19 protein-coding genes and 2 tRNA genes are annotated in these 23,436 nt (G+C 71.2%); 7 read left to right on the top strand and 14 right to left on the bottom strand.

Annotated elements, in window-relative coordinates; all coding sequences use genetic code 11:
* Positions 1 to 18: 18 nt before the first annotated feature.
* The 9 genes from KZC50_RS06540 to pgm form a co-directional block, all read right to left on the bottom strand.
* The gene (locus tag KZC50_RS06540; RefSeq protein ID WP_310891078.1) at positions 19 to 1,317 is read right to left on the bottom strand and encodes an ABC transporter substrate-binding protein; all 1,299 of its coding nucleotides are present in this window, start codon (positions 1,315 to 1,317) and stop codon (positions 19 to 21) included.
* Positions 1,318 to 1,485: 168 nt separating this feature from the next.
* A complete protein-coding gene (locus tag KZC50_RS06545) occupies positions 1,486 to 2,472 on the bottom strand; it encodes a family 43 glycosylhydrolase (protein WP_310891079.1) in 987 nt (328 codons plus the stop codon).
* Positions 2,465 to 3,550 (bottom strand): Gfo/Idh/MocA family protein, encoded by a 1,086-nt coding sequence (locus tag KZC50_RS06550; protein ID WP_310891080.1) that lies wholly within the window; start codon positions 3,548 to 3,550, stop codon positions 2,465 to 2,467. The genes KZC50_RS06545 and KZC50_RS06550 overlap by 8 nt, the downstream gene beginning before the upstream one ends.
* A 34-nt stretch (positions 3,551 to 3,584) precedes the next feature.
* A complete protein-coding gene (locus tag KZC50_RS06555; RefSeq protein WP_310891081.1) occupies positions 3,585 to 5,360 on the bottom strand; it encodes an ABC transporter ATP-binding protein in 1,776 nt (591 codons plus the stop codon).
* 33 nt (positions 5,361 to 5,393) lie between these two features.
* Positions 5,394 to 6,404: a LacI family DNA-binding transcriptional regulator gene (locus KZC50_RS06560; protein ID WP_310891082.1), complete on the bottom strand. Its 1,011-nt coding sequence runs from the start codon at positions 6,402 to 6,404 to the stop codon at positions 5,394 to 5,396.
* Between the two features lie 163 nt (positions 6,405 to 6,567).
* Complete coding sequence (locus KZC50_RS06565; protein WP_310891083.1) at positions 6,568 to 7,305, bottom strand: cupin domain-containing protein; 738 nt, start codon at positions 7,303 to 7,305, stop codon at positions 6,568 to 6,570.
* Positions 7,302 to 8,219, bottom strand: a complete 918-nt coding sequence (locus KZC50_RS06570; protein ID WP_310891084.1) for a DUF6807 domain-containing protein — start codon at positions 8,217 to 8,219, stop codon at positions 7,302 to 7,304. Before KZC50_RS06570 ends, KZC50_RS06565 begins: the two co-directional genes overlap by 4 nt.
* Before the next feature lie 63 nt (positions 8,220 to 8,282).
* The gene (locus tag KZC50_RS06575) at positions 8,283 to 9,275 is read right to left on the bottom strand and encodes an NADP-dependent oxidoreductase (RefSeq protein WP_310891085.1); all 993 of its coding nucleotides are present in this window, start codon (positions 9,273 to 9,275) and stop codon (positions 8,283 to 8,285) included.
* Positions 9,276 to 9,456: 181 nt separating this feature from the next.
* Positions 9,457 to 11,097, bottom strand: a complete 1,641-nt coding sequence (pgm, locus tag KZC50_RS06580) for a phosphoglucomutase (alpha-D-glucose-1,6-bisphosphate-dependent) (RefSeq protein WP_236967267.1) — start codon at positions 11,095 to 11,097, stop codon at positions 9,457 to 9,459.
* A gap of 54 nt (positions 11,098 to 11,151) precedes the next feature.
* Between pgm and pheA the strand changes: the two genes are divergently transcribed.
* Complete coding sequence (pheA, locus tag KZC50_RS06585; protein ID WP_310891086.1) at positions 11,152 to 12,126, top strand: prephenate dehydratase; 975 nt, start codon at positions 11,152 to 11,154, stop codon at positions 12,124 to 12,126.
* A gap of 36 nt (positions 12,127 to 12,162) precedes the next feature.
* Here the strand turns inward: pheA and KZC50_RS06590 are convergent, their stop codons facing one another.
* From KZC50_RS06590 to KZC50_RS06600, 3 genes are all read right to left on the bottom strand, one after another.
* On the bottom strand, positions 12,163 to 13,212 hold the full coding sequence (locus KZC50_RS06590; RefSeq protein WP_310891544.1) for an LLM class flavin-dependent oxidoreductase: 1,050 nt from the start codon (positions 13,210 to 13,212) through the stop codon (positions 12,163 to 12,165).
* Positions 13,213 to 13,295: 83 nt separating this feature from the next.
* Complete coding sequence (locus KZC50_RS06595) at positions 13,296 to 14,648, bottom strand: cryptochrome/photolyase family protein (protein ID WP_310891087.1); 1,353 nt, start codon at positions 14,646 to 14,648, stop codon at positions 13,296 to 13,298.
* Between the two features lie 104 nt (positions 14,649 to 14,752).
* A complete protein-coding gene (locus tag KZC50_RS06600; RefSeq protein ID WP_310891088.1) occupies positions 14,753 to 15,901 on the bottom strand; it encodes a diacylglycerol/lipid kinase family protein in 1,149 nt (382 codons plus the stop codon).
* Between the two features lie 62 nt (positions 15,902 to 15,963).
* Between KZC50_RS06600 and serS the strand changes: the two genes are divergently transcribed.
* From serS to KZC50_RS06630, 6 genes are all read left to right on the top strand, one after another.
* Positions 15,964 to 17,244, top strand: coding sequence for a serine--tRNA ligase (serS, locus tag KZC50_RS06605; protein WP_310891089.1), 1,281 nt, complete (start codon positions 15,964 to 15,966; stop codon positions 17,242 to 17,244).
* A complete protein-coding gene (locus tag KZC50_RS06610; RefSeq protein ID WP_310891090.1) occupies positions 17,241 to 18,149 on the top strand; it encodes an HAD family hydrolase in 909 nt (302 codons plus the stop codon). Before serS ends, KZC50_RS06610 begins: the two co-directional genes overlap by 4 nt.
* A 133-nt stretch (positions 18,150 to 18,282) precedes the next feature.
* Positions 18,283 to 18,367, top strand: a tRNA-Ser gene (locus KZC50_RS06615).
* A gap of 59 nt (positions 18,368 to 18,426) precedes the next feature.
* The gene (locus KZC50_RS06620) at positions 18,427 to 19,755 is read left to right on the top strand and encodes an LCP family protein (RefSeq protein WP_310891091.1); all 1,329 of its coding nucleotides are present in this window, start codon (positions 18,427 to 18,429) and stop codon (positions 19,753 to 19,755) included.
* Positions 19,752 to 21,083 (top strand): LCP family protein, encoded by a 1,332-nt coding sequence (locus tag KZC50_RS06625; RefSeq protein ID WP_310891092.1) that lies wholly within the window; start codon positions 19,752 to 19,754, stop codon positions 21,081 to 21,083. The genes KZC50_RS06620 and KZC50_RS06625 overlap by 4 nt, the downstream gene beginning before the upstream one ends.
* A gap of 75 nt (positions 21,084 to 21,158) precedes the next feature.
* Positions 21,159 to 21,247: transfer RNA gene (locus KZC50_RS06630), tRNA-Ser, on the top strand.
* A 316-nt stretch (positions 21,248 to 21,563) separates the two neighbouring features.
* On the opposite strand, the gene KZC50_RS06635 is transcribed toward KZC50_RS06630, so the two are convergent.
* Both KZC50_RS06635 and KZC50_RS06640 read right to left on the bottom strand, forming a co-directional pair.
* Positions 21,564 to 22,298, bottom strand: coding sequence for a helix-turn-helix domain-containing protein (locus KZC50_RS06635; protein WP_310891093.1), 735 nt, complete (start codon positions 22,296 to 22,298; stop codon positions 21,564 to 21,566).
* Positions 22,295 to 23,383 carry a substrate-binding domain-containing protein gene (locus KZC50_RS06640; RefSeq protein WP_310891095.1) on the bottom strand — a complete coding sequence of 363 codons (1,089 nt, stop codon included), beginning with the start codon at positions 23,381 to 23,383 and terminating at the stop codon, positions 22,295 to 22,297. Before KZC50_RS06640 ends, KZC50_RS06635 begins: the two co-directional genes overlap by 4 nt.
* Positions 23,384 to 23,436: the final 53 nt, after the last annotated feature.

Genomic DNA, 23,436 nt, shown 5'->3' on the forward strand with positions numbered 1-23,436 from the left:
CCCGGGCCCCCGCCCTGCTCACGAGTTGTCGCTGAGGGTGACGTTCATCTCGGTGAAGAAGCGGTCGACCGCGTCCTCGACGGAGATGGTGCCGAAGCCGAGCTCCTGTCCGAGAAGGCGGAACTCCTCCTCGAGCGTGCCGTAGCCGACGATCGGCACCGGCGGGGCGTCGCCCAGGCGGTCCTGGATAGATGCCTCGTAGTCCGCGATCTGCTGGCTGAGCGGGTCGAGCTCGGCTGCTGCCAGTGCCGTCTCCGACGCAGGCAGTCCGCGGTTGGTGCCGAAGATCTCGCCCGACTGCGGCGAGTTCACCAGGAAGTTCACCAGCGTCGCGGCTGCCTCCGGGTGGTCGGTGTTGGCCGAGATCGAGTGCAGCATCGAGGGCTTCAGGTACAGGTCCTGGGCCCCCTCGACGGTGATGGGCGGAGCCACCAGACCGAGCTCGGGGTAGCCCTCACCCAGTTCGCCGAGGTATCCGGCACCGAAGTTGTCCCACGTGAGCTCGCTGGCGGTCAGGGCCGCGCCGAAGCCCGACGTCGGGAACAGCTCTTCCAGGCGCTGAGCCGGAATCACGGCGCCCGAGGCGATGACCTCCTGGCCGTCTTCCCAGAATTCGGCCAGGCGCGCCTCGTCGAAGCCGGGCTCGCCGTCTTCGGTGAAGAGCGCGCTGCCTTCGGCGCGCAGCTGGATCTCGAAGTTCTGAATGCGGCCGGCGTAGTCCGAGCCGCCCCAGACCTCGCCACCGCTGGCTTCGGTGACCTCGCCCATCCAAGCCGCGTAGTCGTCCCACGTGCCACCGGCGAACTCCTCGACGCCGACCTCGGCGAGAAGGGTCGGGTTGGTGTACATGCCCCAGGCGTTCGTCGAGGTGGCGATGCCGTAGGTCGTGCCGCCGACGACCCCGATGTCGAGGATGTTCTGCGGGAGCGGATCGGTCTCGATGACGTTGCCGAGGTAGGGGTCGAGGTCGAGCAGCAGTCCGTTCTCGGAGTACTGCCGCAGGTACGAGTAGTCGAATTGCATGACGTCGGGGAGGTTCCCGCCGGCGGCCTCGGTCTGACGACGCTCCCAGAAGGAGGGGAAGTCGAGGAAGGTGGAGTTCACCGTGATGTTCGGGTACTCCTCCTCGAACGCGGCGATCGCCTCGTTGTACATCTCGGCACGCACGTCGTTGCCCCAGAAGGCGAGCGTCAGCGTCACCTCCTCGTCGGGGTCGAGGGTTCCCGCCGGCTCGCTGCCGCCGGCGCAGCCGGCCAGGGCCAGGGCGGCACCGGTCGCGACGGCGATCCCGGTGATGGCCCGCTTCTTGCTGAACATCCTTGTCCTCTCTTGACGTCTGCGTCCGATTCTCGCGCTCGCGACGTCCGTGTCCGATGGTGCGGTGTGAGCGTCTCCGGTGCTTCAGGGTGCTGGAAAGCGCTTGCCCGTTACGCTACCCCGCGCAAAAACGTTTCGCAAGAGTCTTCTCACAAATCTTGTAACGATTCACGAACGCCGGCAGGTGAGAACGCCGTCCGTGCCCACGCTCAGCGTCGCCGTGTGGACGGCGCTCCGTCGTGCCGCGTCCGGCGCGGCATCCGCGATCTCGGCGCCGTCCCACCAGGGGTGCGTGAAGTAGTAGAGCCGGGCGGTGTCGGTCTCGGTATCGACGACCACCATCCCGTGGCGCCCCACCTGCACGCCGAGGTCCGCAGGGCCGTGCTCGCCGAGGATCACGGCATCCGCCCCGCCCTGTCGCGTCCAGGTGATCGCGTCGTCGGAGCTGTACACCGCCATACCGCGCCACTCGTCGGTGAGGAGGAACCATCGGCCGGCGAGCGCGAAGACGTAGGGGCCCTCGTGGGGTCGACCGGCGATCGCGGTCCCCTCGCTCCGCCACGATTCCAGATCGGCGGATGCGGCGACCTTCGTCATCGAGTCCGCGGCCTCGTCCTTGTACCAGAGCCGCCACAGCCCGTCCGGGCAGCGGGCGACGGCGGCGTCGATGACCCGATCGCTGTCGAGGGCGAGCGGGCCCCGACGCTCCCACGTCGCAAGATCGTCGGAGACGTACGCGACGATGTGCCGCGCATGGCCCGGCCATGCGTCCGGGATGCCGTCGATCTCGGTGAGGAACATCCACCAGCGCCGGTCGTCGTGGATCACCTCCGGCGCCCAGTGGGTCTCGGCGACCGTGACCGGCGGACCGTCGGGGTCGAGGGCGAGCCCGGTGGGCGTCGGCTCCAGCGTGCCGGCGTAGTCCCAGCGGAGGCCGTCGTCGGAGTGCGCGACGCCGATACGGCTCCCATGCACCCACGCGACGCCGGGCCCGGGGGCGGGATGGCTCGCCCGGCGCTGGGTGTAGAACATCCACCACGTGCCGTCGTCCGCGCGCACCACCGTCGGGTCGGTCGCCCCGTCGTAGACCGGATCGCGGTAGATCTCGCCCGGCGCGGGGGCATCGGCGTCCGGCGCCGGCGCCGCCTCAGCCACGCAGGTCGCGCACGGGGCTCGCGAAGCCGCGGCGGTGCGTGGGATGGGTGGCGAGATCGTCCGGGGTGACCGGGCGTCCGTCGGCGGCGGCGGAGGCGTAGACCGCGGCGACGAGCTCGAACGAGCGCGCGGGTGCGTCGGCGGTCGGCGGCAGTGGGGCGCCGGTCCGGAGGGCCGCGAACACATCGCGCATCAGGGGATCGTGCCCACTGGGTTCCTCGACGGCGGGAAGCGCCCATGCGGCGGCCTCGTCCTCGAAGCCGGGTGCCGCGGTGATCCTCCAGTTGTCGTGCCCGTGGCCGTAGAGATGGTCCACCGTGATCGTGGCGCGCTGGGTGTCGATGCGGATCGTGCTGATCTCGCGCGGCGACACCGCGCTCGTGATCATCTGCGCCACGGTCCCCTGCGCGAAGCGGATCGTGGCGGTCGACACGTCCTCCGTCGCGGTCTCGCGGTCCAGGCGCCACAGGCGCGCCTCCACCTCCGCCCAGTCGCCGAGGAGGAACGCGAGGAGATCCAGCTGATGGATGCCGTGGCCGAGGGTCGTGCCGCCGCCCTCGGTCTCCCACTTCCCGCGCCACGGCACCGCGAAGTACTCCGCGTCTCGGAACCAGAGGGTCTGGCACAGGGCGACGAGGGGCCGCCCCAGCGCGCCGGAATCGAGGAGGTGCTTCACGTGCGCGGCGGCGGAGCCGGTGCGCTGCTGGAAGACGACCGCCAGCTGCCGGTCTGCGGCGGTCGCGGCGGCGCGCATCGCATCCAGCTCGTCGAGACTCGGTGCCGGGGGCTTTTCCACGACGACGTGGGCGCCCGATTCGAGGGCGGCGATCGCCTGCGCGGGGTGGGCTCCGGGCGGCGTGCACACGTGGACGACGTCGGGCGCGGCATCCTGCAGCAGCGTGTCGAGGTCGTCGTACACGACGACGCCCTCGCGACCGGCCGCGAAGGCCTCCGCGGAGGGCCGCGAGAGGTCGGTCACGGCGACGAGGGTCGCACCGGGGTCGACGTCGATGGCGTGGCGGTGGGCGTGGGCGATCGCGCCCGTGCCGACGATGGCGCAGCGCAGCGGTTCGGTCATGCGGCGGTCCTTTCGGGAGAGGTGTCGGGGTGGATCACGGGGTGATCCCCGCCTGGGTCGCGTGCAGGTGCGCGTATCGTCCGGCGCGCGCGAGGAGGTCGTCGTGGGCGCCCTCCTCGACGATCTCGCCGTGCTCCAGCACGATGATGCGGTCGGCTTGGCGGATCGTGGAGAGCCGGTGGGCGACCACGAGGGTCGTTCGACCGCGCATGAGTCTTGTCAGAGCGCTCTTGACCAACTCCTCCGATTCGGGATCGAGGGCGCTGGTGGCTTCGTCGAGCAGGAGGATCCGGGGGTCGCGGACGAGGGCGCGAGCGATCGCGAGGCGCTGGCGCTGACCTCCGGACAGGCGCGCGCCGCGCTCGCCGACGACGGTGTTCCAGCCGTCCGGAAGCCGGTCGACGAACTCCGCGGCGTTCGCGTCGACGAGCGCGGCGCGGATGCGGTCTTCGACGTCGTCGCGGCCGTACGCGATGTTCTCGCGGATCGTGCCCTCGAAGAGAACCGACTCCTGCGGGACGACCGAGACGTGACGCCGGGCGGTGCGCAGATCCAGCTCCTGCATGTCCGCGCCGTCGAGGAGGATGCGCCCGGATGTGGGGCGGACGAAGCCGAGCACGAGGTTGAGCATCGTGGACTTGCCCGACCCGGACGACCCGACGAAGGCGACGGTCTCGCCCGCGGCGATCGACAGCGACACGTCGTGGACGGCATCCCGATCCGCGTCGGGGTAGCGGTGACTCACCCGCTCGAGGTCGAGGCGGCCCGAGACCTCGGGGACGGCGCGCTTGCCCTCGTTCTGCTCGAGGTCCGGCTCCTGCAGCACCTCGGCGATGGAGCGCATGGACTCCAGGCCCCGGGCGCCGACCGGGATGAGCATGAGCAGCGCCGTCAGCCCCTGTGTCAGCAGCGTGAAGTAGGTCGAGAGCAGGACGACTTCGCCGGGGGTGATCGGAAGAATGCCGGAGAGCGAGAAGACGGCGGCGAGGACGAGGCATCCGAGTCCGAGCAGCTGCATGCTCACCCACGACAGCGACGCGACGTGCCCGTTGAGCATGTCGAGGTGCAGGCCCGCCCGACGGACCCCGTCCGCTCCCGTCGCCACGCGCGAGACCGCGGTGCGCTCGAGGCCGTGGGCGCGGGTGACCGGGATGAGCGAGGCCATCTCGCCGACGCGCGCGGCGAAGCCCTCGACCTCGCGCCGGAAGACCTCGTTGCGCACGCGAGACCGCCGCCCCAGCACCCACCGCAGGCCGAGGGCGATCGGAACAGCGAGGGCGTAGACGGGGAGGAACTCCGGCACCGCGATCGCGGTCATCGCCAGAGCTCCGCAGAGCACCATGATCGACGACAGCAGGGGGTGCGTCACCTGCTGCAGCATGAGCTCGACGTTCTCCACGTCGCGCACGACCTTGGTCTGCACGATCGACGAGCTGACGCGCGTGTGGTACCCGATCGACAGGCTCTGCAGGCGCGCCGCAAGGGAGTTGCGGAGGTCGGCGCCGGTGTCGCGGACGACGGTCATGAAGTTCCGTGTGTAGACGATGTGCATCGGATAGTTCTGCAGGAGCAGGACGCCGGCGATCGCGAACCAGCCGAGCACGGTCCGCACATCGCCCCCGGTGGCGACGATGTCGATGATCTCGGCGGTGACCACCGGGAGGAACCACAGCGGGATCTCCTTCATCGTGAACGCCAGGATCGCGCCCGTCATGCGCGCGGGTCGACGCGCGAGCAGACGCAGCACCGACCGCGCCGGCCGCTGGCCGTCGACGACGCGAACGGCGTCGGTAAGCGCTTTCTGGCTCATGCGGCCATGCTACGCCGAGAGGCGGGTCCGGTGTCACCCCGACCCGGTGGAGGCGCGTGCGATGAGCTCCGGCGCGTAGACGACCGCGGGGTCGGAGGGCGGCGCCTCGCCCGCGATCGCGGCGAGGAGGAGCTCGGCCGCACGCCGACCCATCTCCCGCGCCGGCTGACGGATGCTGGTGAGGGGGACGGTCGCGATGGCGGCGAACTCGATGTCGTCGTAGCCGACGACGGCGATGTCCTCGGGGACGCGGACGCCGTGCGACAGGAGGCCGTGGACGAGTCCGATGGCGAGGTGATCGTTCGAGGTGACGATGCCGTCGGGCCGGGATGCGGCATCCCGCGCGGCGATCTCGGCGCCGAACGCGATCCCGGTCTCGGAGGTGGTGCGGCGGGTCCAGATCGGTTCCACGGTGGCGCCGGCCACCTGCGCCACGGCGGCGCGGGTGCCCGCGAGGCGCTCGCGCACCTGCCGCACCTCCTCGCGGGCCCCGACGAAGGCGAGGCGGCGGCGGCCGCACGCGAGGAGATGCTCAGCGGCGAGGCGTCCTCCGGCGACGTCGTCGAACGAGACGGACGGGAGGATGCCGGCATCGTCGACGGCGTCGACCATCACGACCGGGACGCCGCGGGCGCGCAGGCGCGCGATCCCTGGTGACGGGTCGCCGAACGGACTCACCAGGGCGCCCTCGACCTGCACCCGGTCGAAGAGCTCGAGGTGGTGGCTCTCGCGGGCGGCGTCGTCGCTGGCGTTGCCGACGAGGATGCTCAGCCCGGCCGCCGCCGCGGCGTCCTCCGCTCCGGCGACAAGCTCGGCGAAGAAAGGGTTGGCGATGTTGATCACCGTCATGCCGAGCAGGCCGCTGCGACCGGCGCGGAGCTGGCGTGCGGCGTGCAGCGGAACGTAGCCGAGGTCGTCGGCGATGGTGCGGATGCGGGCGCCGAGGGCGGCGCTCACCTGCTCGGGGCGGTTCAGCGCGTTGCTGACCGTGCTGATCGACACGCCGGCGCGGGCGGCGACGTCACGGATGCCCACGCGCTTCATCACGGCCGCCTCGATCTCGGTCCCTCGCGCATCGCCGCGGGAGGAAAAACGTTTCGGGGCCGAGGCTAGCCCAGCCGTGCGCCGCGGCCAAACCGCCGCGCGGACGCGTTCGTGTGGCGCTCGTCGCCCCCTCGCGCCCGCCGAGGCGGCGACGACTGCCACCTCAACGCGCCGAAAGAGCCTCCGCGCGGGGCCAGACGCGCAGGCGTCCGCACATCCCGAAGCGCTCGCCCGGTTCCGCGTCGGCGCGGGCGACACGCGCATCGCCCAGGATGCCGGCATCCGCCGTCGCGAGCGCGTCGAGCTGTGCGCGCGTGCGCTCCGTCTCGCGGGCGGCCGTGGCCTCCCACAGGGCGGACCACTCCGCGACCCTCGGGTGGACGAGCCGCGCGGCGCGCGCGTGGAGCGCCGCGAGCGCCATGGCCGGGCCGTCGCTCTCGACGGCGGCGAGGAGCTCCGCGTAGCCGGCGAGGGCGAGGTCGCGGCGGGCGCGGGCGGCGGTGGCGAGGGTCTTCTCGTCGCCGGTGTCCGGCAGGGCCGCCGCGGCGCGATAGGCGGCGGCGTCGTCCAGGATGTCGGAGGGGAAGGTGAGCACGGCGTCGCCCGCCTCGGGGAGGCCCGCGTTCTGCATGACCACGAGGAGTTCGAGTCGATCGTGGTTCACGAGGCGGTGCACGGTGCCCGGGGAGAACCACACCGTCACCCCGTCCGCGAGCGGGGTCACGGCGAGGCCGTCGGGGGTGAGCGTGTGCACCTCGCCGGAACCGCTGAGGACGATGTACCCCTCGCTCGACGCGGTGTGCAGGTGCGGCGAGCCGCCCGGCACTCCGTCCGCATCCGGCCAGTCATAGACGCGGAGCCGGCTCGCGGCCACGCCGCCCGGGAAGAGCGGGGTGGTCACAGGGCGAACTCCGCCGCGATGACGCGGGTCTCGTCCGGCGTCCAGACGCGGTCGCCGATCACCCAGCGGTGCGCGAGCGCGAGCTCGGCATCCGGGTCGAGAGTGATCGCCTCCGCGAACGCGGGGGAGGGCGCGAGGATCGGGAAGGGCTCGCTCCGCACGAACCACCGGATCGCGGGATCGGCGGTCGAGCTCCCCGCGAACGCGAGCACGGTGCCGCCCCCGTCGACCTCGTCGTGTTCGCCGGAGAGCGCGATCCACTCCGCCGTCGATCCCATCACCGCGGCGGGGTCGGCCGCATCCGCCTCGGGCGCGGCCGAGCTGAGGACGCGTCCCCCGGTCCACGCGCGCGCGAGCCGCAGCGCGACCCCGGTGTAGCCGGCGTTCGGGCGCCCCTGCGTCGTGGGGCTGCCGAGTTCGAGCGGGCGGCTACTGATGTTGCGCAGCGTCGTGGTGACGTCCAGTGACCACAGTCCTCGGGCGCGATCGAGGCCGTGGAAGCGGTGCCGCCGCTCCTCCGCGATCCACGCGTCGCCCGCGCGCGTGATCCAGGTCAGACTCTCGGTGAACGACACCTCCTCCCCGGCATCCTCGGTCGCCGTGAAGGCATCGTGGCGGATGGTCCCGACATTGTCCCGGGCGACGTAGCCGAGCCCGTCGACGTAGGTCGGTCCGCCCCAGAAGTTCTCGCCGGACACATGAGTCCAGGTCACCTGCAGGCCCTTGTGCCACCGGTGATCCCACGGGCGGTAGGCCGAGACGACGGCGCCGTCGAGCGCCCGCACGGGGTGGAGATACGGCTTTTCGCCGCCCTCGGCCTCGGGCACGGGGTCGAAGACGTAGTGGGCGATCTCGATTGCGGATGCCGCGACCGAGGCGGCGGCATCCGTGAGCTCCAGGGTGAAGTCGGCCATGGGCCCATTCTCGCCCAGATCGACGGAAAGCGCTTGCCTTTGCCCGGCGCCGCCGAATCCGCGTCAGGCCATCGACTCGTGCAGGTCGCGCGCCTTCGTCACGCGATAGGGTGAGACCGGGTTCGTCGCGAGCACGATCTTGCCCCGCGCGTGCAGCTGCGACAGGTCTCGGTACGCCTCGGCGATGTCGCTCAGCGGGTACAGTCCCGACACGAGCAGGCGGAAGGCGCCCTCGGCGTACAGGGTCGCCACGCGACGCAGCAGGTCGGTGCCGTGCGCGACCGATACCGGGTCATCCTGCAGCAGGCGCAGCTCGACGTCGCGGCGATCGGCGCTCGAGCGGTACCGCTCGGCAGGCACGCCGAGGTCGGCGGCGACGTCGCGGCCGTCCTTGCCGAAGTTGTCGATGTAGGCGGTGACCTGTCCGCGGGAAACGTGCCGGATCCGGTCGGCGAGGCCGTCGCCGTACCGCACCGGGATGATCCCGAGCTGGCGCAGGTAGTCGAAGTTGCGCTCGCCGCAGGTGCCGATCACACGCGCGCCGCGGCGCTTGGCGAGCTGCACCTCGAGGCTCCCCACCCCTCCCGCGGCAGCCGAGACCACGACGACGTCGGATGCCCCGATCCTCAGGTCGTCGAGCATCTCCAGCGCCGTCGCGCCGGCGAGGTACAGGCCCCCGGCGATCTCCCACGACATCGTGCGGGGCTTGGCCACAATCGCGCCCGCCGACACCGTGACGAACGTCGCGTGCGCCCCGGAGCGGACGTGGCCGATGACCTCGTCGCCGGGCCGGAACCCGCTCACATGGCTGCCGACGGCGCGCGCGATCCCGGCGAAGTCGCTCCCCGAGAAGCGCGGCCACGGGTCGTCGTGGAAGACGTGCTCGTGTCCCTCGCGGATGAAGCTGTCGATGTGGCTGATCCCCGCCGAGACGACCTCGACGACGACCTCTCCCGAGCCCGGTCCGTCGAGCGGATGCCGGTCCTCCTTCAGCACGTCCGCACCGCCGTGCTCCTCGTACCGATAGCGCGTGGCTTCCGCCGGCATCCTCTTCATCGAAGGCCTCCTCGGCTCGAACGGGGCGGCATCGTCGCCGTCACAGAGGTATTCGGCGCCGATGCCCGAATCGGATGCACTCCGCTTGCGACTTTCTCGCGCGCTCATGTGACAGGTGTGGCCCCCTCACCGCGCGTGAGGGGGCCACAACCGACACTCGAACGAGCGGAAACCGTCGAGGTCAGCCGCCGAGGGCGGCGGAGACGACCGCGCGGGCCTCGGCCTGCACCTCAGCGAGGTGCTCGGGTCCGCGCAGGCTCTCGGCGTAGAGCTTGTAGACGTCTTCGGTGCCCGAGGGGCGCGCAGCGAACCACGCCGACTCCGTCTGCACCTTGAGGCCCCCGATCGCCGCGCCGTTGCCGGGGGCGTGCGAGAGCTTCGCCGTGATCGGCTCGCCGGCGAGCGTCGTCGCCGACACCGCGTCGCCCGACAGTTTCGACAGCGTCGCCTTCTGCTCCGGGGTCGCCGGGGCGTCCACGCGCTGGTAGGCCGACGCGCCGAACTCGGCCTCGAGCTCCGCGTAGCGCTGGGAGGGGGTCTTGCCGGTCACGGCGAGGATCTCGGCGGCCAGCAGGCACAGCAGGATGCCGTCCTTGTCGGTCGTCCACACGGTGCCGTCGAAGCGCAGGAACGACGCGCCCGCCGACTCCTCCCCGCCGAAGGCGACGGATCCGTCGAGGAGGCCCGGCACGAACCACTTGAACCCGACCGGAACCTCCAGCAGGTCCCGCCCGAGCGAGGCGGCGACGCGGTCGATGATCATCGACGAGACCAGCGTCTTCCCGATCGCGGCATCCTTCGGCCAGTCCGGGCGGTGCCCGTACAGGTAGTCGATGGCGACGGCGAGGTAGTGGTTCGGGTTCATCAGCCCCGCGTCGGGGGTGACGATGCCGTGGCGGTCGGCGTCGGCGTCGTTCCCGGTGAGGATGTCGTAGTCGTGGCGCTTGGCGACGAGCGACGCCATCGCAGAGGGGGAGGAGGGATCCATGCGGATCTTCTCGTCCCAGTCGAGCGTCATGAAGCGCCACGTCGGGTCGACGTCGGGGTTCACGACGGTGAGGTCGAGGTCGTGCACCTCGGCGATGAGCGCCCAGTAGTCCACGGATGCCCCGCCCAGCGGGTCGGCGCCGATGCGGACGCCCGCGCGGCGGATGGCGTCGAGGTCGATGATGTCGGCGAGATCGCGCACGTACACGTCGCGGAAGTCGTAGGAGCCGAGCGCGTCGGCGTCGATGTCGGCGAACGGGGTGCGCCGGACCTCCTCGAGGCCGCCCTCGATGATCGCGTTCGCGCGGTCGGCGATCCACCCGGTCGCGTCCGTGTCGGCGGGACCGCCGTGCGGCGGGTTGTACTTGAAGCCGCCGTCGCGGGGCGGGTTGTGGCTCGGGGTCACGACGATGCCGTCCGCGCGGTCGGGATCGTCGGCATCCCGACCCTTGTTCCACGTCAGGATCGCGTGGCTGAGCGCCGGGGTGGGCACCCACGCGTCGCGGGAGTCGACACGCACGTCGACGCCGTTCGCGACGAGCACCTCGATGGCGCTGCGCTCGGCAGGCAGCGACAGTCCGTGCGTGTCGCGTCCGAGGAAGAGTGGGCCGGCGATGCCCTGGCGCTGGCGGTAGTCGGCGATCGCCTGCGTCGTGGCGAGGATGTGCGCCTCGTTGAAGCTCGCCGAGAGCGACGAGCCGCGGTGTCCGCTGGTGCCGAACGCCACGCGCTGGGAGGGCACGGCGGGATCGGGGGCGATGTCGTAGTAGGCGTTGATCAGCTCATCGATGTCGATGAGGTCGGACGGTTCGGCGGGCTGTCCTGCGCGACTCATACTCCCCAGTCTGCCTGCTGCGCGGGGTCGCCGCACGCATCTAGGCTGACACGCGTGACTTCCGCGCCCCCACAGCCGCCGGCACCGCCGGCCCGCCGTGCGTACAGCTACCTCGGACCCGCGGGCACGTTCACTGAGGCGGCGCTGGCGCAGGTCCCCGAAGCCCGCGGCGGTGTGTGGAAGTCGGTCCGCAACGTCGCCGAGGCTCTGGAGGACGTCGTCGAGGGCCGGTCGGATGCCGCGATGATCGCGATCGAGAACTCCGTCGACGGCGGGGTCTCGACCGCGCAGGACGCGCTGGCGACCATGCCGGGCGTGCGGATCGTGGGGGAGTACCTCGTCCCCGTGCGGTTCGTCCTGGTCGGTCGCCCCGGCGCAACGCTCGACGACGTCTCGCTCGTCGCCGCGCACCCGGTCGCGTACGCCCAGTGCCTGCGCTGGCTCGGGCGCGCCCTGCCCGCCCACGCGCACCTCCCGGCGGCGAGCAACGTCGCCAGTGCCCTCGAGCTCCTCGACGGCACGAGCGGAGCGGATGCCGCCATCTCGCCTCCCGGCATCCTGGAGCATCACGATCTCGAGCTCCTCGCCGAGGACATCGGCGACAACCCGAACGCCGTGACGCGGTTCGTCCTCGTGGCCCGGACGATCGCTCCGCAGCCGCCGACCGGTGCCGACAAGACCTCGCTCATCGTCGAACTGCCCGACGACCACCCCGGGGCGCTGCTGGAGATGCTCGAGCAGTTCGCCACCCGGGGGATCAACCTCTCCCTCCTCGCGTCGCGCCCGATCGGCGACGCCCTCGGCCGCTACCGCTTCGTCATCGATGCCGACGGACACATCCAGGACGAGCGGATGGCGGATGCCCTCCTCGGGCTCCGCCGCTTCAGCCCGCGGGTGATCTTCCTCGGGTCGTATCCCCGCGCCGATCGTGCGGTGGTCCGCTATCCGGAGCGCTACTCGGACGACATCTTCGTCGAGGCGCGCGACTGGCTCCGCGGCCTCATCACGGGCGAGCCCGGCGTCCGCTGACCCGCGGGGCCCGTGCGGAGACCGTTGCGTGGTGGGTCAGGCGGCGACGGGTTCGGGCTGCGCGAGCAGCTCCAGGGTCCGCAGACGCGCGTCGGGGCGGTCCATCGGCTCATCGCGGTCGGAACCCGCCACCGGCGAGATCATGACCTCGTCCACGCCCCAGCGCTCGGCGAAGGCGGCGAGGTCGGCCGTGACCTCCGCGGCGGTGCCGACGAACCACTTCGCGCGGAGCGCGTCCCAGATCGGCGCGGCGAGGCGGTCGGTCTTCTCCGCCTCGGCGGCCTCTTCGACGCTTTCGAGGGCCGTGAGGGGGCGGCCGGTGCGGAGGCGTGCCATCATGCGGGCCTGCGGGAGGGCGCGAGCGTCCGCCTCCTCCACGGTGTCGGCCACCACGGCGTTGGCGGTGAGGAAGGTCCGCGGGGCGGGGTTCTCCTCGTTCGGGACGAAACCGGTGCGGTAGAGGTCGAGAGCGCGCTCGAGCCCCTCGCCGGAGAAGTGGTTGGCGAAGACATAGGGGAGGCCGAGCGCCGCGGCCAGCTGCGCCGAGTAGTCGCTCGAGCCGAGGAGCCAGACCTCGGGGACCGAGGATGCCGCCGGCGTCGCGGTGACCTCGTACGTGCCGCCACTGGTGAAGCGGAGGCTCGCGCCGTCCCGGGAGACGAGCGAGCGGATATCGCGCACGTGGTCGGGGAACCGGTCGACGTCGCTCGTGGTGCCCGACTGGCGGAGCAGCTGGGTGATCACCGGGTCGCTGCCGGGGGCGCGGCCGAGGCCGAGGTCGACCCGGCCGGGCGCGAGCGCCTCGAGGGCGGCGAACTGCTCGGCGACGACCAGCGGCGCATGGTTGGGCAGCATCACGCCGCCCGAGCCGACGCGGATGCGGCTCGTTCGGGCCGCCGCGGCGGCGATCAGCACGGGCGGCGTCGTCGAGGCGACGGCCGGCATGTTGTGGTGCTCGGCGAACCAGTAGCGCCGCATCCCGAGCTCGTCCGCGCGGGCGGCGAGCGTCAGGGAGGACGCCACCGCCTCCGCACTCGTCTGTCCCGTGCGCACCGGCACGAGGTCCAGGATCGACAGGGCCGGCATCCGCTGCTGTGTGTTCGACTCGCTCACCCCGATGCCAACCGGTCGTCCCGGCGCCGCATTCCCCGTCGCGACGTCGTGTCGGCTCAGCGCGGCGTGCGCTTGACCTTCTCGTACGCGTCGAGCGCGGCGTTCCGCGAGGCCTTGAGGTCGACGATCGGCTCGGGAGCGCCGCCGTCGAGGTGCTCGGGGGCCCACCGGCGGACGTACTCGTCGTGCTTGTCGAACTTCTCGCGCTGCAGCTCGGGATTGAACACCCGGAAGTACGGGGCGGCATCTGCGCCTGATCCGGCGACCCACTGCCAGCTGAACGGGTTGGAGGCCTCGTCGGCGTCGACGAGGCAGTCCCAGAACCACTGCTCGCCGCGGCGCCAGTCGATCATGAGGTTCTTGATGAGGAGGGAAGCCGTGACCATCCGCACGCGGTTGTGCATGATGCCGGAGTGCCAGAGCTCCTTCATACCGGCATCCACGAGCGCGACGCCGGTCTCCCCGCGCTGCCACGCTTCGAGGTGGGTCGGCTCCAGCCGCGGCCAGGGGAAGGCGTCGAACTCGGGGCGGAGGTTCTTCGTCGCGAGATCCGGGAAGTGGTACAGCGTGTGCCACGCGAACTCGCGCCAGCCCACCTCGGAGAGGAACTTCGCCCCGCCGCCGGTCTCGACGGTCTCGTGCCACACCGTGTAGGGGCTGATCTCGCCCCAGCGCAGGCGCGGGGACAGACGCGAGGTGACGTCGCGGGCGGGTTCGTCGCGGCCCCGGGCGTAGTCGTCCAGGTCGCTGCGGAGGAACTCCCGTAGGCGTGCCCGAGCCGCCGGCTCTCCCGGCTCCCATGTCTCGCGCAGGCCTCCCGCCCAGTCGGGGCGCGTCGGGAGCAGTGCCCAGTCGTCCAGATCGTCCGACGCGACGCGCCGGCCGGGACCGGCGAGCTCGCGCGGCTCGGGAAGGGGCGCGCGCGGCGACGGCAGGGCCTGGCAGGCCTTCCAGAACGGGGTGAAGACCGAGAAATGGGTTCCCGACCCGGTCGTCACGGTCCACGGCTCGAAGAGGACGGATGCCGCGAACGACGCGACCTCGACACCGTCGTCGCGGAGCGAGGCCTTGAGGTCGGCGTCCACCGTGCGTCCGGGCCCTCCATACCGACGGTTCCAGAACACCGCACCGGCACCGGTGTCGGTCACGAGCTGCGGCACGACGTCGGCGGCCGCGCCTCGGCGGAGGATGAGCTGGCCGCCGCGCTCCGCGATGCGCTCGCCGAGCGAGACGAGGGAGTGATGCAGCCACCAGCGTGCGGCACCGCCGAGCGGGCGCATGTCCGGGCTCTCCTCGTCGAGGAGGTACAGAGCGATGATCGGCTCGTCCCGATCGATCGCCGCACGCAGGGCCGGGTTGTCGGCGAGGCGCAGGTCGTCGCGGAACCACACGATGCTGGGGCTGCTCATGCGACCATCCTGGCGCGGCAGGGACGCCTCGGGGCGGTCTCGGCGAACCGCGCCGCGATGCGTATACTTCCCGCCGCTTGGCGCGCCTCCGCCGGCGAGCGGACTCAGAGGGTGCGCGTGTCGTGCCCGCGGGGGACGGCGACGAGGAGTCCGCCGGCGTCCACGCGCGTGGCGATGTCGATGACCTCGCCGAACTCGTCGCCGTCGAGCTGCACGGGGTGCGGCTCGGCCATCCCGACCTCGGCGCCGGTGCCACGGGCGTAGCGGACGGCGTTGTCCTTCGTGCGGAGGGCCAGGACCCGGCGGCCGGCGCGGAAGCGGCGGAGGAAGCTGTTGTCCCACGCGACGCGTCGCCATACGAAGATCCAGCCGAGCGCTCCCTTCGGCTGGAACATCACGACGTCGAGCTGCCCGTCGGTGAGGGAGGCCTCCGGGATGAGCTCGAGACCCGCCGGCAGCGACCCGCAGTTGGCGAAGAGCACGCTGTGCACGCGCGCCGAGTGCAGGCGGTGGCCGGTGATCTCGTACATGACGCGGAACGGCTTGGCGTTCGCGAGCGACCGGGCCGCGCCGTCGACGTAGGCGACCCATCCGACGCTCTTCTTCAGCGCGGGATTGGTGTTGGCGATCATCGCGGCGTCGAGTCCCACCCCGCCCATCACCACGAAGGCGTGGTCGGCGCGCGTGCCGTCGGGGCGCGTGAGCGTCGCCCAGCCGATGTCCATCGCCAGGCGGTCACCCTCGAAGGTCGCGCGGATCATGCGATCGCGATCGTCCAGGGGCAGGCGGAGATTCCGGGCGAGGAGGTTGCCCGTCCCGCTCGGGACGATCGTGAGGGGGACCCCGGTCCCGCCCATGGCCTCCGCGACGGCGCGGACCGTGCCGTCGCCCCCGGCCACGAGGACGGCATCCGCCCCCTTCTGGAGGGCCTGGCGGGTGACGTCGTCGCCGAGATCGTCGACCGTCGTCTCGTAGAAGAGCGGTTCGGCCCACCCGGCGTCTCGCGCGGCCGTCTCGACGGCGCGGCGGAGGCCGTCCGCCTCGACCTTCGTCGGGTTGTAGACGAGCGCCGCGACCTTGCCGGCCCGGTCGCCGCCGGACATCTCCGCGGTGCGCCCCTCGGCATCCACCCGGCGCGCTTCGCCGTCGGCATCGCCCGTCGTGTCGGGGGCGACATCCTCGGGTTCGCGGATGACGTCGTCGGGAGCCGCGGCGTCCTCCGGGTCCGGCGCACCCGGGCGATCGGGGGTCATGCGTACACAATAGGCCCGCCCTCAGGGCTGCCCCGACGCGGGCGGTGACTAAGCTCGGAGGGGTGATCGATCTCACCCTCCTCCGCGACAACCCCGACCAGGTCAAGCGTTCGCAGGAGAAGCGCGGACTCTCTCCGGACACCGTGGATGCCGCGCTCGCCGCCGACCATGACCGTCGCCGCGCGATCACCACGTTCGAAGAGCTCCGCGCCGAGCAGAACGCGCACGGCAAGCTCGTGGCGCGGGCCCCTAAGGACGAGAAGGCGGCGCTCGTGGCCCAGGCCAAGGAGCTGAGCGACCGCGTGAAGGCCGCGCAGCACGCCGTGGGCGAGGCCGAACAGGCCGCGGAAGCGGCGCTCGCCGCGATCGAGAACCTCGTCATCGACGACGTGCCCGCCGGCGGTGAAGCCGACTTCGTCACCCTCCGCACGCACGGAGAGCCGGCATCCTTCGACTTCGAGCCGCGCGACCACCTCGCCCTCGGCGAGATGCTCGGCGCCATCGACATGGAGCGCGGCACCAAGGTCTCGGGCAGCCGCTTCTACTTCCTCACCGGGGTCGGCGCGCGCCTCGAGTACGCCCTGATGTCGCTGGCGATGCAGCGGGCGCTGGATGCCGGGTTCATCCCGATGATCCCGCCGACCCTCGTGCGTCCCGAGGTGATGCGGGGCACCGGGTTCCTCGGACAGCACGCCGCGGAGATCTACCACCTCCCCGAAGACGACCTCTACCTCGTCGGGACCAGCGAGGTGCCCCTCGCCGGGTACCACATGGGCGAGATCCTCGACCTCGCCGCCGGCGCCAAGCGCTACGCCGGCTGGTCGACCTGTTACCGCCGTGAGGCGGGTTCGTACGGCAAGGACACCCGCGGCATCATCCGCGTGCACCAGTTCAACAAGCTCGAGATGTTCGTCTACACGACCCCGGAGGATGCCGAAGCCGAGCACCTCCGGCTCGTGGCCCTCCAAGAGCAGATGCTGCAGGACCTCGGGCTCGGCTACCGCGTCATCGACGTCGCCGCCGGCGACCTCGGCTCCAGCGCCGCGCGAAAGTACGACATCGAGGCGTGGGTGCCCACTCAGGGCGCGTATCGCGAGCTCACCTCGACCTCCAACTGCACCACCTACCAGGCGCGTCGGCTCGACATCCGTCACCGCCCCGCCGCGGAGGACGGCGGCACCGGGCGCACCCAGCACGTCGCGACCCTCAACGGCACCCTCGCGACCACCCGCTGGATCGTGGCGATCCTCGAGACCCATCAGCGCGAGGACGGGTCGGTCGTCGTGCCGGAGGTGCTCCGCCCGTACCTCGGCGGCCTCGAGGTGCTGGAGCCGATCGCATGAGCGAGGCGCACCTGCCGCCCACGGGCGAGGTGAAGGTCGTCAAGCCCAAGAAGGCCGCGAAGCTCGTCGAGCGGGTCGCCCGCGAGACCGAGGACCCCGCGGTGCCCACCGAGCGGCTGCTCATCGCCCTCGACATCGATGGCACGCTGATCCTCGAGGACGAGTCGCTGAGCCCGGGCGTCGTGGATGCGGTGGCCCACGCCGACCGCGCCGGCCACGAGGTCATGATCGCGACGGGACGGAGCTGGGAGGCCACGCGCGGCATCCTGCGTGTCCTCGGACTCGCCCCCGAATACGTCGTCTGCTCGAACGGCGCCGTGGTGCTCCGTCGAGAGGATGCCGACGATCTCCTCTACGAGCGCTGGCACGTCGAGACATTCGACCCCCGCGAGGTGCTCGCCGATCTCCGTGTCCACCTGCCGGACGCGCGGTACCTCGTCGAGCTGCCCAACGGCGACCGTCTGTACACCGAGTACCTCGACGACTGGAACCTCATCGAGGCGCGCCGCGTCGCGTTCGAGGAGCTCGGCGAACAGCCGGTGTGCCGCGTCGTGGTCGTCTCACCGGAACAGCAGGAAGAGGACTTCGTCGACCTCGTCTCGCGCATCGGCCTGAGCCAGGTGTCGTACTCGGTCGGCTGGACGGCGTGGCTCGACATCGCCCCCCAGGGCGTCGACAAGAGCACCGCGCTCGAGCTCGTCCGCACCGAGCTCGGCATCGATCCGCCGCACGTGCTCGTCATCGGCGACGGGCGCAACGACGTCGGGATGATGCGCTGGGCCGTCGAGAACGGGGGCCGCGCCGTCGCGATGAAGCAGGGGCCGCCCGAGGTGCACGAGGCGGCGGGGGAGATCACCCTCTCCGTCCACGAGGGCGGTGTCGCCGCCGTCCTGCACCGGCTCTGAGCACGAGCGCGCGGCCCTGGTGCCGCGGGGTGTCTCAGCCCGTCCTCAGGCGCGCACTGGAACAATGAGGCGACCGAGCGGTCGGCTAGACTCGACGCCGTTCGACAGGACGCCGAGACCCGGCATCCGGTCGGGAGGGTTGTCCGAGCGGCCGATGGACCTGGTCTTGAAAACCAGTGGGCAGCAATGTCCCGTGGGTTCGAATCCCACACCCTCCGCAGAAGGTGCCGGTTGATCCCGGGGCGGAGTACGACGAGATCCACCCGAGAGGACCCGAGTGAGCGAGAAGTCCCAGCCCTCGTCTCGGCGTCCGGCGTCGGGGCGTCGCACCGTCGCCCGGCACGGAGAGCTGCGCTCGCCGCATCCGTTCGCCTCGCTCATGAAGATCGTCGGCATCATGCTGGCCGTCGTCCTCGTCTCGGGTGCGGGCATCGCCGCGTACGCCGTCACCGACATCGCCACCGGCTTCGCCGATGAGGCCGTCGAACTCGAGGGTCAGGACACCGTGCCGCCCGACATCGGCGCGATCGAGGGCGGCGTGAACATGTTCCTCGCCGGAACCGATGCCTGCGAACCCGAGTACGCGCAGTTCTTCGGCGATCGCTGCTCCGGGGCGGATTCCGAGGGCGAGCTCAACGACGTCAACATGCTCGTCCACATCTCCGATGAGCCGCGTCGGGTCACCGTCGTCTCGTTCCCGCGCGACCTCATGGTCGAGATCCCGTCGTGCACCCGCGAGGACGGGAGCGAGTCCTCGCCCCAGAGTTACGCGCCGATCAACTCCGCGTTCTCGGTCGGGGGACTCTCGTGCGTCGTGAAGACGGTCTCGCAGCTGAGCGGACAGAACATCCCGTTCGCGGCGAAGGTCACCTGGGGCGGCGTGATCGAGATCACCGACGCCGTCGGCGGCGTCGAGGTGTGCCTGGCCTCCGGTATCCGCGACTTCAACACGGGCATCGACTGGCCGGCCGGCAACCGCACGATCCAGGGCCTGGAAGCTCTGCAGTTCCTCCGCACCCGCTACGGTGTCGGTGACGGCTCCGACCTCGGGCGCATCTCGAACCAGCAGCAGTACATGTCGCGGCTCGCGCGGAAGCTCATCAGCGGCGAGGTCCTCTCCGATCCCGCGACGCTCTACCGTCTCGCGACGACCACCGTCGACAACGTCACTCCCAGCCAGAGCCTCACGAACCCGCTGACGCTCGTGCAGATCGCGCTCGCCGTCCGCGACGTGCCCTTCGACGAGATCGTCTTCGTGCAGTACCCCGTCCTCACCGACCCGTACGACGAGAACAAGGTCGTGCCCGATGAGGCGTCCGCATCGGTCCTGTGGGACGCGATCGCCGCCAACCAGCCGCTGACCCTCACCGGCGAGGCCGGCGCGAACGAGGGCGTCGTCGTCGTCGAGGACGGTGAGCCCGCACCGGAGGACGGGGGTGAGCCCGCACCGGAGGACGGTGGCGAGGTGGCCCCCGAAGAGGGCGGCGAGGCCGTGGAGCCGACTCCGGCGCCGACGGAGACCACCGTCGCACTCCCGTCGACCATCCCCGGTTCCACGGCGGCGCAGGAGACCTGCTCCAACGGCAACCTGCGCGGGTTCGGGTGACCGGCGCGCATCAGCCGGCGCCCCGCGCGGGGCGCGAGACCGTCGCACGGCATGCCCGTGAGACGCGGCATCCGCTCATCCGTGCCCTGTCGGTGGTGGGCGTCGTGGTCGCCGTGCTCGCCACGAGCATCGCCGGCGTCGCCGCGTACACCGTGTGGGACACCGTCTCCGCCCTCGAGGACTCGTCCGTCGAGCTCGTCGGGAACGAGGTGCTCCCGCCGTCGATCGGCGAGATCGAGGGTGGGGTCAACGTCCTCCTGGTCGGATCGGATTCGTGCGAGGGGCAGGACATCTCGCTCTTCCCGCGCTGCGCGAACAACGACGCCGAGGGTGAGCGCAACGACGTCACGATGCTGGTGCACATCTCCGACGAGCCGCGGCGGGTGACCGTCGTGTCGTTCCCGCGCGACATGATCGTGCCGATCCCCTCCTGCCCGAACGGCGAGGGTGGGCAGTACTCGGCGATGTCGGCGCAGCCGCTGAACGCCTCGTACATGTACGGCGGTCTTCCGTGCACGGCGCTGATGATCGAGGAGCTCACCGGCGAGGAGATCCACTTCGCCGCCGCGATCCGCTGGACGGGCGTCATCGACATGTCCGACGCGATCGGCGGCGTCGACGTGTGCGTGGCCGGCGACATCTCCGACGTCCACACCGGCCTGTCGCTCACCGAGGGTGAGCACACACTGCAGGGCGTGGAGGCGCTGCAGTTCCTTCGCATCCGTCATGGCATCGGTGACGGGTCCGATCTCGGCCGCATCTCGAACCAGCAGCAGTTCATGTCGTCGATGGTGCGCAAGCTCAAGTCGGATGCCGTCCTCGGCGACCCGCAGACGCTGCTCCGCTTCGCCACCACCGCCGTCGGCCTGACGCGGCAGGACCCGCCGCAGCTGGTGCTGAGCTCGGACCTCGCGAACCCCATGCGCATGGTGCAGATCGCGATGGCGGCCAAAGACGTGCCGTTCGAAGACATCGTCTTCGTGCAGTATCCCACCGAGTACGACGCCGACTTCGTCCACGTGCTGCCGGTACGCGACGCGGCGGACGTGCTGTTCGCCGCGCTGCGCGATAACCAGGCCGTCACGCTGACCGGTGAGGCGAGCCAGGGGTACGGCGTCGAGGTGCGCGGCGAGGCCGAGGGAGGTGAGGCCGCGGAGCCTGCGCCCGAGGGTGAGGGCGATACCGGAACCGGCGAGACGGATGCCGCACCGGAGACGGCGGGGGAGGGGGAGGTGGAGGCGGCGGCGCCGACCGAACGCGTCGAGCTCCCGTCTCAGATCGCCGGCACCACCGCCGCCGAGGTCACCTGCACGCGCCCGGAGTCCTGATCCGCGCGGTTCGGCGGATGCGCCTTGTGCGGCTATGATTGCCAGGCGCGCTCGTTGGTTTTCCGCCGGGCGCCTGGAGACGTCGCATAGTCAGGCCTAGTGCACCACCCTGCTAAGGTGGAGTCCCCTCACGGGGACCGAGGGTTCAAATCCCTCCGTCTCCGCAAAAGAATGCCTGATCAGTCGTTGATTTCCGCGACTCGCACTCTTCGTCTTATGCCCCTGGCGTGAGGCGTTTTTCGCGTTCAAGGGTCCCCGCGGGGGACCCGTCGGGGACCCATATTGAGGGCATGCTCCTGCTCCTCATGCACGATTGGCGCGTGATTCCGCGCCGCGGCCCACCGGCGCCCTCCGGGGGACACCACCCCTCGCGGGTGGAGTCCTCAGGGCTCTTGAAGAGCAATTTCGGCGCAGTTCGCTGATATATGCCGGGGCTCGGCGAGATCGGCGGTAGGTGACCGGCTGGCCGCCACCGCATGCTCAAGCGGTCGCGACGCTGCCCAGTGCGCGCGCGATGCGATCAAGTTCGCGGCCGAGCGCGGTGAGATCGAGCCGAGAATGCGGGTCCTGCGGAACGTGCAAAGTAATCGCTGCGAGTCCGTCGCCCCCGGGAATCGGGCAGGCGAGCTGCTGCAAGCCTGTACGCGAGCGCCACCACGCGACGTGATCGGATGACTCGAGCGAGCGGACCGCGTCGCCTTCGTCGGCCGAGAGTCCGAGCGTCGGGCCGTGCAGTGCGAGTTGCGCGTCCAGGGTGTCGCGGTCGAGCGCCGAAACGATCGCGATCCCCGCGGCGCACTCGGTGACGCGGTCGCGGTGGCCGGGCCTCGGGGTGACCGTCAACGGCTGCTGGCCGAGTCGTACGTCGATCGTGACGACCTCGCCGCCTTCGAGCGCGCCCAGTGACAGCGTGTGGTCGTCGATACCGGAATCGCCGATGGTGAGAGCGGCGAAGGCGTCGACGAGCCGCGGTGAGGAGACCGAGCGTCGGATCAGGGCACCCATGCGGGGCCCCAGGGCGAACGAGCCGTCGGAAGCGCGCTCGGCGAACCCGACTTCGACCAGTGCACGGCAGAGATCCGACACGGAACTCTTCGCCAGGCCCGTGTGGTCCACGAGCTCGGCGAGGGTCCTCCTCTCACCGAGAGCGAGGACGTCGAGGAGGTCACCCGCGCGCGTCACTGCAGGTGAGAGCGCGGCGCCGGCTTCGCTCACCACGGCGCATAATCCGTCGCGTCGGAAGCCGTGATCAGGCGAGTCGGAAGTAGCACCGTGCGGTGGCGGGGACGGGCGCCGCCGAGCAGTTGCAGCCCGAAGCTCACGCCGGTGCGTCCGAGTGCGGCAGGGTCTTGCGTCGCGGTGGCGACGATCGGCCCGCCATCGAGGATCTCGCCGACAGCGGCCGAGGACCCGTCCACGCCGATGATCGGCGCGGACGCGCCAGCCTCGCGGCAGGCGCGCGATACTCCGGAAGCGGTCGGGTCGTTGATCGTGAAGAACGCATCGATGTCGGGATGTCGAGTCAGGATGTCGGTCGCCAGGCGGTAGCCCTGGGTCGACGAGTTGTCGCCGACGGCGTGGGCAACGATCTCGAATCCGCCTCTCTCGCTCAGGGCCCGGCGGAGCCCGTCGATCCGGTCGGCGATGGCTGTGACCGGTGTGCCGTCGATCACGGCGATCCTCGCGCCCGCCGGAAATCTCCGCGCGAGGTACTCGCCCGCGAGAATGCCTGCGCGGGTGTTGTCTGTGGTGACCGCCCCATCAAAGTTCGTCGCGGCGCCGTTGATGGCCACGATGGTCGTTCCCTGCGAGCGCGCGTAGTCCGCCGCGTCGACGAGCGCCTGCGAGTCGACGGGGTCGGCGAGGACGAGGCGCGCGCCGGCGTCGACGAACTCGCGGATCTGATGTGCTTGCACCCGGCTGTCTCTTGCGGCCTGCGCGGAGACCAGGCGCGCACCCGCGCGTTGCGCCTCCTCCGCCGCGGCGGCGATCTCCGCCGCGAAGAAGGGGTTGTCGTCGTTCTGCACGCTGATGCCGATCAGTGGCCCCGATTGCTCGCCATGCGCCGCAAGGGAGCCGAGTTCGTACACCCGTGGGCCGAGCCGGAACGTCCCGTCGACTCCGCGTAGCAGCATCCGTTCGTCGACGAGCGAAGCGCACAGGTTGTGGACACTGCTCTTCGGCATGCCCAGTTGCCTTGCGAGCTCGGACACGCCTGGTGCGGGGCGAGTCGCCGCGACGGCCTCAAGCAGCCGCGCGGCGCGCTCGAGGGCAGGAACGCGGGAGCGATCGTCAGCCACTGCGCCTCCCTTCCTCGCGATTCACCGTATCGACCAATCCTCGGGGCGCGGCC

This window comes from Microbacterium aurantiacum, from assembly GCF_031625015.1.
GTDB classification, from domain to species: Bacteria; Actinomycetota; Actinomycetes; order Actinomycetales; family Microbacteriaceae; genus Microbacterium; species Microbacterium aurantiacum.

Coding starts and splice junctions, on each gene's coding strand:
- KZC50_RS06540 (WP_310891078.1), bottom strand. CDS start 1,317: ATGTTCAGCAAGAAGCGGGCCATCACCGGGATCGCCGTCGCGACCGGT.
- KZC50_RS06550 (WP_310891080.1), bottom strand. CDS start 3,550: ATGACCGAACCGCTGCGCTGCGCCATCGTCGGCACGGGCGCGATCGCC.
- KZC50_RS06555 (WP_310891081.1), bottom strand. CDS start 5,360: ATGAGCCAGAAAGCGCTTACCGACGCCGTTCGCGTCGTCGACGGCCAG.
- KZC50_RS06560 (WP_310891082.1), bottom strand. CDS start 6,404: ATGAAGCGCGTGGGCATCCGTGACGTCGCCGCCCGCGCCGGCGTGTCG.
- KZC50_RS06570 (WP_310891084.1), bottom strand. CDS start 8,219: ATGGCCGACTTCACCCTGGAGCTCACGGATGCCGCCGCCTCGGTCGCG.
- KZC50_RS06575 (WP_310891085.1), bottom strand. CDS start 9,275: ATGAAGAGGATGCCGGCGGAAGCCACGCGCTATCGGTACGAGGAGCAC.
- pgm (WP_236967267.1), bottom strand. CDS start 11,097: ATGAGTCGCGCAGGACAGCCCGCCGAACCGTCCGACCTCATCGACATC.
- KZC50_RS06590 (WP_310891544.1), bottom strand. CDS start 13,212: ATGCCGGCCCTGTCGATCCTGGACCTCGTGCCGGTGCGCACGGGACAG.
- KZC50_RS06595 (WP_310891087.1), bottom strand. CDS start 14,648: ATGAGCAGCCCCAGCATCGTGTGGTTCCGCGACGACCTGCGCCTCGCC.
- KZC50_RS06600 (WP_310891088.1), bottom strand. CDS start 15,901: ATGACCCCCGATCGCCCGGGTGCGCCGGACCCGGAGGACGCCGCGGCT.
- KZC50_RS06610 (WP_310891090.1), top strand. CDS start 17,241: ATGAGCGAGGCGCACCTGCCGCCCACGGGCGAGGTGAAGGTCGTCAAG.